The organism is Dyella sp. (assembly GCF_036384435.1).
Taxonomy (GTDB): Bacteria; Pseudomonadota; Gammaproteobacteria; order Xanthomonadales; family Rhodanobacteraceae; genus GSA-30.
Genome location: NZ_DASVMI010000125.1, coordinates 1 through 14,826 on the forward strand (window position 1 = coordinate 1; position 14,826 = coordinate 14,826).

At 57.9% G+C, this 14,826-nt stretch carries 13 protein-coding genes; 5 read left to right on the forward strand and 8 right to left on the reverse strand.

Going from position 1 to position 14,826, the window contains the following annotated elements; translation table 11 throughout:
* Positions 1-2,666, forward strand: a 2,666-nt coding sequence (locus tag VF436_RS12410) for a type 2 lanthipeptide synthetase LanM family protein (protein WP_330904342.1), incomplete at its 5' end; no start/stop codon positions are given.
* 260 nt (positions 2,667-2,926) lie between these two features.
* Positions 2,927-3,478: a superoxide dismutase [Cu-Zn] SodC gene (gene sodC / locus VF436_RS12415; protein WP_330904343.1), complete on the forward strand. Its 552-nt coding sequence runs from the start codon at positions 2,927-2,929 to the stop codon at positions 3,476-3,478.
* A gap of 261 nt (positions 3,479-3,739) precedes the next feature.
* On the opposite strand, the gene VF436_RS12420 is transcribed toward sodC, so the two are convergent.
* Positions 3,740-5,299, reverse strand: a complete 1,560-nt coding sequence (locus tag VF436_RS12420; protein WP_330904344.1) for a peptidoglycan-binding protein — start codon at positions 5,297-5,299, stop codon at positions 3,740-3,742.
* Between the two features lie 30 nt (positions 5,300-5,329).
* On the reverse strand, positions 5,330-5,962 hold the full coding sequence (locus tag VF436_RS12425; RefSeq protein ID WP_330904345.1) for a lysozyme inhibitor LprI family protein: 633 nt from the start codon (positions 5,960-5,962) through the stop codon (positions 5,330-5,332).
* A gap of 456 nt (positions 5,963-6,418) precedes the next feature.
* Between VF436_RS12425 and VF436_RS12430 the strand changes: the two genes are divergently transcribed.
* Positions 6,419-6,808 carry a VOC family protein gene (locus tag VF436_RS12430; protein WP_330904346.1) on the forward strand — a complete coding sequence of 130 codons (390 nt, stop codon included), beginning with the start codon at positions 6,419-6,421 and terminating at the stop codon, positions 6,806-6,808.
* A 60-nt stretch (positions 6,809-6,868) separates the two neighbouring features.
* Here the strand turns inward: VF436_RS12430 and bla are convergent, their stop codons facing one another.
* Entirely contained in the window at positions 6,869-7,798 is a 930-nt protein-coding gene (gene bla / locus VF436_RS12435; protein ID WP_330904347.1) for a class A beta-lactamase, read from the reverse strand.
* A 40-nt stretch (positions 7,799-7,838) separates the two neighbouring features.
* Here bla and VF436_RS12440 point away from each other — a divergent pair, with 40 nt between their 5' ends.
* Both VF436_RS12440 and VF436_RS12445 read left to right on the forward strand, forming a co-directional pair.
* Positions 7,839-8,234: a hypothetical protein gene (locus tag VF436_RS12440; protein WP_330904348.1), complete on the forward strand. Its 396-nt coding sequence runs from the start codon at positions 7,839-7,841 to the stop codon at positions 8,232-8,234.
* 901 nt (positions 8,235-9,135) lie between these two features.
* On the forward strand, positions 9,136-9,597 hold the full coding sequence (locus tag VF436_RS12445) for a hypothetical protein (protein WP_330904349.1): 462 nt from the start codon (positions 9,136-9,138) through the stop codon (positions 9,595-9,597).
* On the opposite strand, the gene VF436_RS12450 is transcribed toward VF436_RS12445, so the two are convergent.
* The 5 genes from VF436_RS12450 to VF436_RS12470 all read right to left on the reverse strand — a co-directional run.
* Positions 9,584-11,209, reverse strand: a complete 1,626-nt coding sequence (locus VF436_RS12450) for an MASE1 domain-containing protein (protein WP_330904350.1) — start codon at positions 11,207-11,209, stop codon at positions 9,584-9,586. The genes VF436_RS12445 and VF436_RS12450 overlap by 14 nt on opposite strands.
* 335 nt (positions 11,210-11,544) lie before the next feature.
* On the reverse strand, positions 11,545-12,669 hold the full coding sequence (locus tag VF436_RS12455) for an acyltransferase (RefSeq protein ID WP_330904351.1): 1,125 nt from the start codon (positions 12,667-12,669) through the stop codon (positions 11,545-11,547).
* Positions 12,670-12,775: 106 nt separating this feature from the next.
* Entirely contained in the window at positions 12,776-13,606 is an 831-nt protein-coding gene (locus VF436_RS12460; protein ID WP_330904352.1) for a hypothetical protein, read from the reverse strand.
* A gap of 89 nt (positions 13,607-13,695) precedes the next feature.
* On the reverse strand, positions 13,696-14,469 hold the full coding sequence (locus VF436_RS12465) for a CHAD domain-containing protein (RefSeq protein ID WP_330904353.1): 774 nt from the start codon (positions 14,467-14,469) through the stop codon (positions 13,696-13,698).
* Positions 14,470-14,585: 116 nt separating this feature from the next.
* On the reverse strand, positions 14,586-14,826 hold a 241-nt coding region (locus VF436_RS12470; protein WP_330904354.1), incomplete at its 5' end, for a hypothetical protein.

Below are 14,826 nucleotides of genomic sequence, written 5' to 3' on the forward strand. Positions count from 1 at the left end.
TCAAGCTCAACCGAGTATTACTTCTCGAAATGCATGCCGCCAAACGCGCTGGCATGCTAACCGCCGATGACGATTCCAGTCGCTTCGCCCAGTTCGTAGCACTCGCCATGCAAGCGGAGTTTGCCGCCTCCCTGGATCACCTTTATCCGCCCCTGTTGCCACGCCTCAGGCGCATGCTGGACCAACAGCGCGGTGCGATAGAAGCATTGGTCGAACGTCTCGTGGTCGATCGCGAACGACTCGTTGCATTGCTAGGTCAGGTGCCAGGCAAGCTTATCGGCCTGACGCTGGGACACGGTGATTCACATGCCGGTGGGCATACCGTAGCGCGACTGGTCTTCGAAGGCGGTACGGTCATGTACAAGCCGCGTTCGCTACGGATCGATGCAGTGCTAGACCATTTTCTCGCACAGGTGTTCGGCGAGGAGGCAACACGCATCCGTGTACCCGCTGTACTGGATTGCGGCGATTATGGCTGGGCCGCCTATGCAAAGCACCGCTATTGCGTGAGCGACAGCGAACTGCATACGTTTTATCACAGCCTGGGCCATTGGCTGGCCGTCCTGCGCTTGCTGGGCGGCACTGATATCCATCTGGAAAACCTGATCGCGGTGGGTCCTGTGCCTATGGTGGTCGATATCGAGAGCCTGTTTGCACGCATTCATGCCGACGCCTCATCGAGCTACGGCCACGCCCATGATCTGGCTGAAGGACTGATACGCCGTTCAGTGCTGCGTACGGGCATCGTGCCGTTCCGGGCCTCGACGCCGGGCTTGGAGAATGTCGATTTTTCTGCTGCCGGAAGCTTGCCCGGCGAGCAGCCGCGCGTGCATGCCCCCGTGGTCGATGGCGAAGGCACGACCGAAGCGCGCATAAAAATCATTGATGTCGAATTTGCCGCAGCCCAGAACCATCCCAGCCCACATCCGGAACTGCCACGTTTCTGGGACGACATCGGCGAAGGCTTTCTTGCAGCGACCGCGCGCTTGCGCCAGCTCGATGCCGAGGGCCGGCTGGTTCCGTTGGTCGAGATGTTCATGGGGTCCCACGCACGTGATATACGGCGACCGACCAAAACCTACTTGGATATTGCACGCATGCTGTGGCATCCAGCATCGCTGCACCAGGAAGCCACCGCACTCGACAAGGCGCGGGATCTTTTCATGCGCAATGCCGCCGTCATGCCCATCGCACCGTCATCAGCCGAGGAAATCGCCGGTGAACTGGACGATTTGTGCCATGGCGATGTACCCGTATTCACCGCGCCACTCAGCCGGGCACGCATCGAGGCCACGCTCGGTGACTGGCGCGCCATGCGCATTGAGCTGGAAGAAATGGCGATCCGCACCGCCCTGGTAGTTACAGAACTCAATCATCGTATCGATGGCCCCGGCAGGCTCGACGACCGCATGCTCGCCACGCATCCACATGCGACGCAACTGGAGGCACGAAGACGAAAACTGGCTACCCACACCGTCGAACGCCTGCTTCAACTGGCCGTACACGGTAACGACGGCACCGTCACCTGGATAGCACCAGGCGTCAATCACAGTGGCTGGCACGTGCAGCCCTTGTATTGGGATCTGTATGGAGGCCTCGGCGGCGTGGCCGTGGCGCTGGCCGGATATCTGCATGAGGTAGCGCACGGGCGCGCGGATGCCGTCGCTGGCGTGGAGCCAGCGCTTAAGGGCGCCGTGCGGGTACTCCATGCCATGGCCGACGATCCACGCAATCTGGGTGGCTTCGCTGGTCTAGGCGGGTGCATCTGGTACTGGCTGGCCCTGCACGACCTGATGGGACAATCTGAACTGTTGGCCAGCGCCGTGCAGTGCGGCCAGGCCATGGAGCGCAACGGCTTCGAATCAGATCGCATGCTCGACATCATCGACGGCAGTGCCGGAGCAATCGTGCCTTTGCTGGGTCTTGCCGAGGCAACGAATGACCGACGCTGGCTGGATCTGGCGGCACGTGCAGGCAAGCATCTTGAATCGTGCGCCGTCATTGATGAGCGTGGCGCACGTTGGCCCACGGAGGCCTTCGCCGATCCGATTGGCGGCTTCGCACACGGCGCGACAGGTATCGGCTGGGCGCTTGCCCGCCTGGCATTGGCCGATGCCGGTAGCAAGTTCGATCGCCAACGCTGGAGCGCGCTAGCCCAGGCAACCTTTGCTTTTCAGGAGTCGTTGTTCGATACGCAAACCGGCAACTGGCGTGAGCAGCCGTCCGGCCATAGCAATATCCACACGTGGTGCGGCGGCAGCGTGGGTATCGGGATGGTCGCAACGGACCTGTATTCACGTGGAGGCGATGCACGCCATCTGCGCGATATGCGCCGGGCCGTGGCAAAGTCAAGCCAGCAATGGGGCAACTCGCTTTCGCTATGTCACGGTGACTTCTCGTTATGGGAGTTGCTCGCACGCTCGGCCGCACTGGATACCGGCTATCACGCGATCGATCGTGAGCAGATCAGCGCTCAACTGATCTCGGCCATCGAAGAGTCATGCAACATGGGCAGTGGCATGACACAGTCAGCATTCACGCCAGGGTTGATGACCGGCATGGCCGGCACGATCCATTGTCTCGCCCGCATGCATGAGGACTGCACACTCGCCTCGCCCCTACTCCTGGAGCGTCAACCGCATTTCAAAAATGCTCTTCACCTATAACAACAAGCCGGGACTACCTAAGTAAGCAGCCTTGCGTAGCTGCTGATAGGTATGCGCGTACCCCATACTGCCTCGTCAAACAAAAGAGTGAGACGCCGTGTTCACCGCAGCTTGGACCGATAGCATCTTGGCTGAATCGACGGACGTGATGCGCTGCACGTATCCCAAAAGCACGAATGGAACCATATCGTGACCGCGCGTTCCATAGAGTGGTCGCCGCAGTAAGGCGACCACCCTCGTAGCTCACAGGGTCAAGGTATTTGGTTTATCCAAGGAGGTTTCAAATGAGGAAAATTATGCTCACCACCGTCAGCTTGCTTGCCAGTCCTTTCGTACATGCCGCACAAGACAGTCTCACGGTGCCATTTTCCTTGGTATCTGCGGAAGGCACAGGCCGCTCCATCGGCAAAGTAGTAGTAACGGAGACGGCTGCTGGACTACTGTTTACGCCAGCTTTAAAAGACCTGCCTCCAGGAGCGCACGGTTTTCATGTCCATGAAAATCCCAGCTGCGACCCCGGCGAAAAAGATGGCAAGGCAAGCGCAGCGTTGAAGGCTGGCGGCCACTTCGACCCTACGCAGTCAGGCAAGCATGGAGGCCCCGAATCAGGCGGCCACGAAGGTGACCTACCCAGGATCGTTATTGGCCCCGATGGCACGGGGACCACACCCGTGATGGCGCCGCGCCTGAAGAAACTGGCGGTATTAGAAGGTCACGCCCTGATAATCCATGCAGGCTCGGACAACTATTCCGACGTTCCCAAGCCGTTGGGCGGCGGCGGTGAGCGCATTGCCTGTGGCATCGCTCGATGATGATGCAAGCGAACGCGGCATCTCCTCTCGAAATCGCACGAGAAAATCAGCAGCACGACACGGGTGACCAACAACGCCCTCACAACTCCATACGTGGGATGGGTGAAAAACCCATGCGCTTTGCCTGGTGACATCGCTCATGCTGGCAACACCGCATGTGATGCGTCGCGCTTTGCGACACATCACATGCGGTATTTCGCGCTGAAGCGGCATACACCGAGCCGACCAGTCGAAGAAGCGTGGCCTCCCGCAGACGACGTTTTACCGGGCCATTGCCGCAGCGGGCTGTGGCTGGGCCTGGGCAGGCTGGGCCTGCATCTGGCTTTGTGCCTGTGATTGAACCTGGGTCTTGGCCTGAGCCTGAGTGGCAGCCTCCACCGCCGCGCTACTCTGCTGCATGGGTGTATTGAGTCCTTGCACCGTGGGTACTTCGGCGAGCTTCCTTATCGCCGATGAGTTATCCGCGGCAAACGTCTTGGTACCGTCTTCACTTATCGCAACGGCATCGATGCGAGTGAGGCCTTTGTTGACGGCATCAACCGTCACCGCGGCAGCCAACTGGGCGCTGCGCTGATCAGGCGTGCGGCCAATGGCTGCATCGAGTTTGTGCACGCCAGCCAGCGCCTGCTCATACATCGCATGGTGAGGGTTCTTCGGATCATCAAGCCCGGGAGACGGGGCCGCCGCAGCCCCCTTGGTCTGCCCCTTGAGCGCGGTATCGATTGCTTTTTCGGTCTGGGCGTTGATCTTGCCGTCCGCCGTCAAGCCATGATCGGTCTGAAACTTCTTCAGGGCATCCTGAGTGTTTGGCCCCATGATGCCATCGGCTTTCAACGCCTGGCCGTTGTGGTCCTTGTAACCCAATTGCGCCAGATGGCCCTGCATGTCGCTGACCTGGGTGTGCAGCGCAGTCTGCATGGCTTTTTCGGTTTGCGGGCCGATCTTGCCGTCCACGGTCAGGCCATGCTCGGTCTGGAACTTCTCCAGGGCAGCACGCGTATTGTTGCCGAGCTTGCCATCGGCCTCCAATGGCTGACCCTTGCTGTCCTTGTAACCGAGCTGGGCCAGTTCGCCCTGTACCTTGCTTATGTCGCCGCTCTGGTCACTTTTATCTTGCGCCGGATGGGTCTTGCTCGGCGCATGGCCCGGTTCCGATGTCGCCGGTCCCAGTTTGAGTGTGCCCATGGCGTGATCAAATCGCTCGGTGCGGCTCTCGATCGCCTTGGCGTTGTGTGGATCCTGGCCGTATTTCGTGTTTTGAACGAATTTGAGCAAATCCTCGCGCGTCGGCGGATCGCCCGCCTGTATGGTCCCGCCCTGCAATTTTTCCTGCTTACCCGCCAGGTAACCCACTAGCTGAGGGCCAACCGAACCAAACTGGTTTTCGTAGTCGGCGATGGACAGCTGGAGCTTGGGGTCCTTGCTGATGGCATCGGCGGCGGCAGGGTTCAGCGCGCGTACCTTGTCGATCGCCTTGTCGACATCTCCGACCAGGTTCTGCAGGTGATCCTTGGTGAATGCGTCGACCTTTTCCTGGGGGATCGCCTGCAATTTCGCATCGAGCTTATCCAGTTCCGCCCGCGACAGGCCGCCGTGCTTTGAAAGATTCTTGATATCGTCATCGCTGAATCCGTTGTCCTTCAGGAACTTCTGCGCCGAAGGCGCATTGCCCACATCGAACTGCGCCACACCGAACGAATAAGTACTCTGACCCTTTTCAGCGTAGGAAAAATGGTTTGCGGCGCTACCTTGCCCACCCAATTCAGCACCATAGAAAAGTGTGCTCAACTGATCAGGCGTAATACTGGTGTTATTTGGCATGGAAAGCTCCCTATAGGTCATTGAATGGAATCAGCCGCCGAAGCAGTTCTCGTGGGTGAAGCCAATAAGATTTTTTTCGGAGGTTTCTTGCAAGTCGATGGGCTTTATTTCGAAGTGACCGAACATGTCATCGTCGCAAATCTCTACAACCTTGCGCTGGGTGCCGTCCTGCAAGGTGCAGATGCCACCGAAACTGTTATTGCTTCCGGCGGTGCCGACTGGCAGGTTGATCAACTGGCTACAGCCGATGATCTTCCCAGCCTGTTTGGCCTGCCCCAGCGACTGGTTGAACGAATGAATACGGATACTGGGGTCTCGGTACGTCACCACGTTCACGCATTGCGTACCACCCGCGAGCGTCTCGCAGGATGACTTGTCGATGATGTATTTCTCATTGCGCGCCAACAAGGCGATACGCGCCGTATAGGCCTGCTGCAAGCACGCCTGATCCGTGCACAGGTCGCGAACATAGGTAATCCAATGACGCTGCTCATCCACCAGCACCTTCTTGCCAGCGGCATCCGTGGCAGCCTGCGCCGTCTTGTAGGCTTGCTGAAGTTTACTGTCCAGCGCCGATGTTTCAGCGTCTTTACAGATCAATTTCTCGGTATCGCTCTTGGCCTTGGCACAATCGAAGCTGGCAGCACAAACGCCGGATGCCATGCCCAACAATCCAAGAGCAAGGAGAAGCTTTGCGCCTGATGTGTAACCCATTTCCGATCTCCATGCCTACGCGGTAAAGATTTTCCAGAATATCCCATGCGGCAAGCACGTATGCTTTTACGATGCCTTGCTTTATACCCGGATGAATTGACTGCCCTGGACCGGGAGCCGCTGGCCCTTCCAGGCAGGCCTTGTGCAAGTCTGCCAGTTCCCGAGGAATTTTCCGCAGTGATGGGTGTCACGGCAGACGTTATGCTTGAAAAGGTGTGACCCAATACACCGTCCATACCCCAAGGGCTGGCATGTGATGCATCTGGCAGGTGTATCGCTGAAAGGCACCGGCAGCCTCCCAAGAAAAACCCAGCGGGGCAACTCGCAAGAACCCGGAGTAACGACATGAAACGGCTATCGATCTTGCTGCCATGCCTGGCCATGCTTTCAGTCGCCGGCCCTCTAATGTCCGCCACGCCTCCTGCCGGACATATCACCGGCATTGGAGGCATCTTTTTCAAGGCGAAAGACCCCAAGGCGCTCGCAGCTTGGTATCGCGATGTCCTGGGTATGCCAGTGGAAGCCTGGGGAGGCGCAGCCCTCCGTTATGACGCCCCTAAACATCCACCTGCCCTGGCGTGGAATGCGTTCCCGGCAACCACCGACTATTTCGCGCCTTCAACCAGTGGAGTGATGATCAACTATGCCGTGGACGATATGGATGCCGTGCTGGTTCGACTGCGATCGAAAAATATCACGATCCTGAAACGTGATGACAAGGATCCAAACGGCCGCTTTGTCTGGATCCTCGACCCGGAAGGAAACAAAGTCGAGCTATGGCAACCCAGGCTTTAGTTTTACCTGGTTGTAGCGCAGGCCACAGTGACGATTCAACTCATTGGCCATCCGGGAGCATCAGTGCATCGACGCCGCAACAAGTCGCCCGATCTCGGCAAACCATGCGTCGGCTTGTTTGGGAGTAGCAAGCGAGTCGCTCAGGAATATGGCGACAATCACGCGGCGACCATCGGGCGTCGTGATGATGCCCATATCGTTCCAGGCCCCCAGGCGATCCTGGTAAGTCACATCGGTTCCGGTCTTGTCGGCCAACTGAAATCCTGCGGGCAATCCAGAACGGAGGCGGTTCGGAATAATTTGCGCAGTCATCATGCCTAGCAGCATCCGGGTCGAAGAGGTCGAAAGGAGACGTCCTGATTGCAGCTTGTCGAGAAATGCCACCGCGCCATCAAGCGTCGTTGTGTTTACTTTGCTGGCCAGGACGGCCTCGAAGCCTCGCTTCTCCCGCTGCTCGGCGGCCAGGGCCGACTCGCGAGCGGGCGATGGTTCGGTTGACCTGAACCCATTCAGGCGCTGTCCCAGTTCGCGCTCGCCCATATCGATGCGCATGCCTGCAATACCTTTGCTTTGGAGGAAGTGCGTGGCGACAGCGCCGCCACCGAGCAACCTGAGCAAAGCGTCTGCCGCCGTATTGTCACTTTGCGTAACGGCGGCACGTAGCAATGCCTCGACCGAAACATCGAGCGCACCTGCTTTCAATTGATCGCCCAACGAAGGAACCGCCGAACCAGGCACCACGTCTCCTGGCACCAGGCGCACTCGCTGATCGAGCTTGAGTTCGCCGCTGTCGACCCGTGCGAGCACCGCAGCCGCAATGGGCGCCTTGAATGCACTCATCATCAGATATGAACGATTACCGCTGACCTTGACGACCCTTCCATCGGCAACATTCATGACCGCGATGCCCATCGTTCCAGGCCTGGCCTGTTCCGCTATGTGGCCGAGCGCTGTTTTAAGGTCTGTGCTGGCCGGTGCGGCAAACGCCACCCCCGCGACCAACCACAAGGCAACACCGCGAATCAACTGCATGAACATCGATAGGGTTTCCTGCGCAATGATCAAGCCATGGTTGCTGCGCCATCGGTCGCTCCCGGGGCTGAAATATGGCATTTTTGGAACACCTCAGGCTTTTCTCCATACCCCGGCGTCTCCCGGCAAGTCAATATCAGATCGAGGAGCTGGCTTGCCAACTGGAAAACATGGCAAGGAGAAGATCACCGTGAGCCTGCCCAGTCGCTTGGATAGATCTCGCAGCGACGGGAGCGATGAACAGCTCACTGGCGATAATTCGTTTGGTGGCATGCTTTTTACCCAAGCCAATGTTCACGTCGTGGATGTACTGCGGAAGATCGCTGACGAGATGAGCAAACCCCTGGCTCGGGTCGGCGCTCATCGGTACAAGTCGCTCGGAACAACTGCCTGAAAATTTCGCTTCACTTGCCATCGATCTGTCAAGCAAACAGCAGACACGACTGCATGTAAGACCCGACAGTCGGTGCGGATCGCTGGGAGTGCCGGCTCTTATTGAACAGCTAGTCATGATTCAGTTCGCTTCGGCAAGCTCATGCGCTTATGCCATGTCGTGTCAGAAGCAAACACCGACACGACGTACATGACCGTGCATCATCTATGCAAGTCTATAGCCAAAGAATCAACGCCATGGTCGCACCTGCATTTGACAGGTTTCCATGGAAAATTTCCTATTCACGGCCAGCATGTTCAAACGCCTGCTGCGCTTACCAGGCTCAAAGATCAATGTCCATCCGGCAAAACCTGATTTCCGGCAACGTCGTGTAACACCTTATCGAAACTGCCATTCATGTGAGCTTTTCGGGATCTTGCGTCGAAGTCAGGTGTCCATGGTTCCGTCTGGCCCGATGCATCGGGGCTTCCGCCATCGTCCAGCCAACTCGTGGATGAGGTCTTGGACCGCAAACTTCAGTTCGATCCGCATCCGCCGAAACAGAAATGCACAAGACAAAAGCCGACCAAAAGCGCTATCCATAAAAAATTTGTCCTTCACAAAAGGCGTTTTCAGTGGCATCTAAAAATGATTATTAGTCATTGCGAGCCATGCATCAGACTAATCCTGATGTTATTGTCATTGCTGGCGCCTTGCCGCCAAGCCCAATCACTAGAATCCCGTGTCTGGGTTAATCGGAAAGCGTCATTTTTAAACGCTTCAAATCCTCGTACTCAACTGCTTGACGCAGTAGATCGGTCTAAATCCACGACCCTGCTTTGTCGCGGCTGAAGACATGCTTTCTGGTCAATACAGAGTGATACCGCCCATGCAACTACCACCACCGACCAAGGGGATACCCATGAAAAAATCAAACATTCGACCCGCCCTGCTTGCTGGATTGTTCGCCACCTTGCTTGCCGGTCCGGCCATGGCCCAGCAACAATCGTCAGCCGGCTTGGGCAACTCCTGGCCCAGCGACACGCAGGACGTCAGCTCCAACCCTAACTACCACGCTTACGTGTGGGTGAAATCCGGAGTCAAATACATTCAGATCAACGATGCCTCAGGCCATGTCCTGGCAGCCGTGGCTTCATCGAATGGACAGTTTCTGGTGCTTCCCATGGGTCTGGATTCGCAATATGTCCAGACCGCGCCGGCAGGATCGTCGACTCCCACGCCGCCGTCCAATAGCGTGTCGGTCTACCACGACGATACGGTCAATGTGACAGCCAGTCCGCAGAGCAATGGTTCCACGGCAGTGATGGCATCATCCATCTGCAACGACCCGGTCGAATGCAGCACGCATCTCAACGGACACTGACAAGATCCGTGATGGCGCCCGCTCCGGGCGCCATCCGCCTTGCCGGCGATGCGACGGCTTCGTGCAACATGATGCTGACACGCTCACCGTCGCCCAGGCGACGGTAACGGACGTTGCCTTCGTAGAGCGCCGCGCGATCACGAATGGCTTCCACATCCAGGCCAGTCACGGCCAGCCTGGACAACAGATGGCTACCCATGATGCGCAGGTCCTCCTGCGAGGAATGCCGGGCATCGACACGTACAACCACCCAGCGACGTCCCATGACCTGTCCGCTACGGATTCGGACGGCCATATCGGTCACGCTGAAGTTGTTGCACTGCTCGCTGATCACTTCGCAGACCAGTCGATGAACATCGAGCTGGAGTGCCTTCGACAACTCGCCGATCTTTCCATGACCGCGACAAACATACCCTATGCCGTAGCTGTCCAGTGCATGGGCCAGGTTGCCGTAGCGGAGCGTTGCCACCAGGCCGTGCCGATCCAGATTGGGAGGTTGCAGCCCCTGGGCCAGTTCCGTCAGCTTCTCCCGGGTCTCGCCAGCACGCTGGCGCAACTCCTCGGTGTCCTCATCCGGGCGCAGGTCACCGAATCGTTCGAAGAGGGCTTCTTCGGTCGCCTGTACCGAATCGTTGATGGATTCGATCGCCCGGGCGGTCCTGCGCAGGCGCGTTTCATGCTGCCAATGAATGCGCCGTGCCAAATCCAAAGCCTGGTCGGCTCTAAGCAGCCGCTGGGCACCGTTGTGGCTCAGCGCCGTCAACTGGCTACCGAACAGCAGCATCGTGCTTACGGCAAATGCGACAAAAAGCTCGGCCTGCAAGGTCGTGGCGTCATAGCGCTCGGGCATCGTAAAGGCCACCACGATGCTTGCAGCCGTGCCGCCCACCGCGGCGCCATGCCAGCCATGGCGAAGTGCCAGCCCAATAACCGGCAGGAACATCAGCATGCGAGCTATCTGCCGGGAACCTTCGCCAGCATCCAGGCCAATCCACACCAGCAAGGCCAACAACGGCACCAGGAAGACGCAGGTTTCAAGCAGCAGACGGCTACGCAGCGCGCTCACCAGCGTCAAGCGCCATGCCGCAGCGCGCCTTGACCATGCCGGCCGTATCATCAGTACCAATGGAACCAGGGTCAGAATTCCCAGATAGTTACCCAGCAGCCAGCGAGCGCACTGCACCTTGTAGTCATAAGGGGGGGTACCCGCCGGGACCACCGCGACAGCCAGTGCTGCCGCATTGGCCAAGGTCCACAAGGTCGACGCGGCCATGGCACAACCGAGCATCACGCTCATGCGCGCCTGCCCATGACGCGGCAGCATGCCCAGTCGGTCGCGGCACACCTTCACCAATGGCATGGCCAGGGCAATGGGAGGCACCATCATGACAGCCGCCCACAAGGCACCGTAATCGTCGGCATGGATGAGGCCGGTGTAACCCACGGGTACCAACTCACCCACCACCAGGGCAGGCCAGTAGCGATAGGGAATCAACAGCAACACCGATAGGCGGAAGCCGGCAAAGAGCACCCAGTGCGACCAGGACAGTTGCCGAAGCGCCATGTATCCCACTGCATAGCCGATGGCTACCGCAGCATGCCGTAGCCACACGTTCCCTCGTGACCCATCACCCATCCGGTTACCCCTTAAGAAGAGATCGGATAGCCCCCGATCAACATATCAGGAGCGAAACTACCGATAAACCATGATTATGCTTTCGAACATCCATGGATTTGGGCCCATGGCATCCACAGCTGCATTGTATGCAGCTTAACCGATTTTCGCCCTAACCTGACAAGCATTATGTGCCATGAATCATATAGCCGAACTTGGCTATCAAGTCATTCGATTTTGAAAGATAAACCCAAGCAGGATAATCCATGCCGACGAACCCATAAAAATCATTTAGTTACATCCTTTTTTCATCCTGATCCGCGCAATGACGCTCATCCAGCAGGGTCACGGCACGCCACGACACGGGTTTCTGTTCTGCGAGAACCCAATCGTTTACCCAAGGCATTGGCAGGGATTTCGACCACCCGGTGAATCCCATATGCAGCCAGGATGGCCATGCCCAGGCTGACCATCCAAGCCGGCGTATAGACCAATCCGTTGTCCATCAGGATAGGCATCACGACATAGCCGATGACCGAATGAATCAGGTACAGCGGAAAGCTGATATCCGCCAGGAAATCCAGCAACCTGTTTCGCTTGAATCTTGCCCTGCCCAGGTAACAGGCCGTGAATACCAGCAAGGCATAAGTGTAATTGCTTGCCAGAACCCCAGGAAAGCCGTCCCCATAGGACATGTTGATGCCTAGGAACTGCGCATAGATGATCAGGCCAAAGCCGAGCGCCGCCTTGACGCTGAGTTCGCCGTAAAGCACGTAATAGAACAAGCAGCCAAGAAACATGAAAGTCATGAACCGCATATCGGATGCAAGTTGGATCACCATCGAATCCTGTGCCGGCTGCCGCGACGCGATCCATGCGACCAGGCAGCACAGGGTCGAAAAAATGACCATGCACGTCATGACCCGATGCGCATGCCGACCAAACAGCGATATCAGTGCAAAGACGATGTAGAACTTGATCTCCACCCCCAGCGACCAGCACACGAAATCCAGCGACGGCATACCCGACGCACTATGCAAAAGCGGCAGGTTACGCCACAGGAACGGCGCGCTTATCCGTTCGGAGAGCGGCGTGGACCAATATCGTGAGCTGACCACATACAAGCATGCGCTTACGAACAGGCATAGCCAATAGACGGGATAGATACGAAAGAATCGCCTCACCAGGAACTGACTTACCGTGAGATTCCGCAGACTGATGGGGATGACCAATCCGCTGATGAGAAAGAACAGGCCGACGCCGAAGACCCCATAAAAAAAGTCGCCCAACGGGGGAGCCATCACGTGATGCGTATACTCGGGCTGGGCGGGCGCGAAGCTGGTCGGCACACCGACAATCGACCGTACCGTAGCCGAAAAGAAAATACCCCAGTAATGATAAAAAACCACCAGCAGCGCGGCGATGGCGCGCAAATGGTGGGCAAATCGAAGTTTCATGGCAGTCCCGTCCGGCCCCATGAATCTCAAGGCGAGTACCTGCCGGTTCGGCACCCCACTCGGTTCATTCCCGATGCCGGCAAAGGCGTTCAATGAGCGTCCGGGGTCAAGAACGGCTTGATGAAGTCGCTACGTTGTCGGCACGGCCACCCATGCTGCGAAGATCCAGGTACCGGGCGGCCAGGTATGCCACGCAAAGCGGGAACAGGGCGTAGCGCGAAAGGATGGACAGGACCTGGGACAACGTTCCATACGATCCGTCCATGCCGTCGCCGCCGAAGAAGGAGAAGAACCAGAAGCCAGTGAATGCCACGAGCACAATCAGGTTCACGTATGAACCACCTGCCAAGATCGTATGTGCCTTGCGGAAGGCATGCTGAAAGAAATGCCAGGTGATGGACGCCGAGATGGCCATCAGAAAAGGAAACAGCACCCACGTCGATACACCCAGCCCTCGAGCAGCCCACGCGATATCTGCGTGAGTCGTGATCGCACGGATAGGCACATAGCTCCATACGTTCGCCGCGCACATGAGCGATAACCAATAAAGAAAAAGGCTCATGTGACGCCTCGATGCAACGAGCGACCGTGACATCAACACCTGGAGAAGGATGTATACGACACCGTTGCCAAGAAATGGCCCCGCCAGTGCGATGGCTGCCGCCATCCAGCCATGACCGCTGGCAAAAATGGGTTCGTAGTCGACGTTGTCGGACACGTCTCCAAGAAACACCAAATTGCCGAGCGTGGCATGCCCGTAATCGATACCAAAAGGCCTGGACATCCACCCCAGTGTCCATGCTGTTATCGAATGTGCATATTCGTGCGTCAGGTACGCGATGGCATGGGTCACCAATACCACCACGAAGGTAAGCACGATAAAACCTATGTTCTCCAGGCCCAGAACATGCTGGCGCCCTTGCACAGGTGGCGTCATCGCCTGCCTCTCTTGGTCATGCCCTAGTGATCGATCATAACGGCTGTACGCTTGGCATCACGGTGCATCAGTTTACCGGCGACCTGCACTCAAAGGCTTGCATGCTGCATGGCCTGGCGAATATGAGCCAAAAGCCGAGGCAGTTCATCCGGCGTGGCAACCCGGCGCACATGACTACGCAGGACTTGCAAATCCTGTCGCCATCCCAGGGCATCGGATAACCTGGAAAGCGCCTTCGCCTGCTGATTCGCAGGATGGGTCGACGCCGCTGTTGCTTCGTTCCAGGCCATGACCTGCATGCGCTGTCGACGCACCCTGCGCCGCCATTTATGTAGCAACAACGGTTTGGGGTCGCTCTCAAACCTCGACCGAGCCTTGTCCACGCGCTTTCCAGCCAGCTTTAGCGCAGCCTCCACCGATCGTTTACGCACCTTGATCCAGGGAAGTTGCCCGATCGCATGCGCGAGTTTGAGAGCGCGTTTTTGGCGACGCAAGAAACCTGGATCTTTCGCCAGGGCATCGGCAAGCAACCTATCTCGCCGCATGGTCAATCGCTGGATCACCGGCGGCCACAAGCCGGCCTCCCCACCCTGTGCCATCCTGCTTGCCGAAGCAATCACCACGTGGGCATCGCGCAACGCCGACAGACCCTCTCCCAGTCGCTTGAACGCGTGATCGACAGGCGCCACCTGATCTCCCATGTCATCGCGCACCAGGGCCAGGATGCTGCGCAAGCGACGAATGGCTTTCCTGGCTTCATGCACCGACCGATGCCTGTCTGTGCCGCTCCCCAGGGCCTTGATCACGCATGCGCACTCGTCGCCGGCCAGTTCGGCAAGCGCCCCGCCGATGTTGCGATACATGATGCCAGGCCTGGAGCCGCGAAAGTTGCAGAATATTAGCCAGATCCCACCACCTTTCTCCAGTCGTCCGGCGAGCGAAGAGACCGCATGGGTGGCCGACCGCGGCTATCCAACCATCAACGCCCTCGCCCGCCTTCGTGATGACCACCGATGGAATGCGGCACAACACCGCCCGCGTGAGCCATGGGACTGGCCAGACGAGCACCACTCATGGGCATGGACCGCGCGTGATAGGCCATCGACGGCGCTGCACGCGTCTGCATCACCGCGTGCGATTGCATACTCATCGTATGTTGCTGCGAACGAAATGAATTGTCGTTCTGACCGTGTGGTCCGAACTGCGCGCCGCGAGCCACC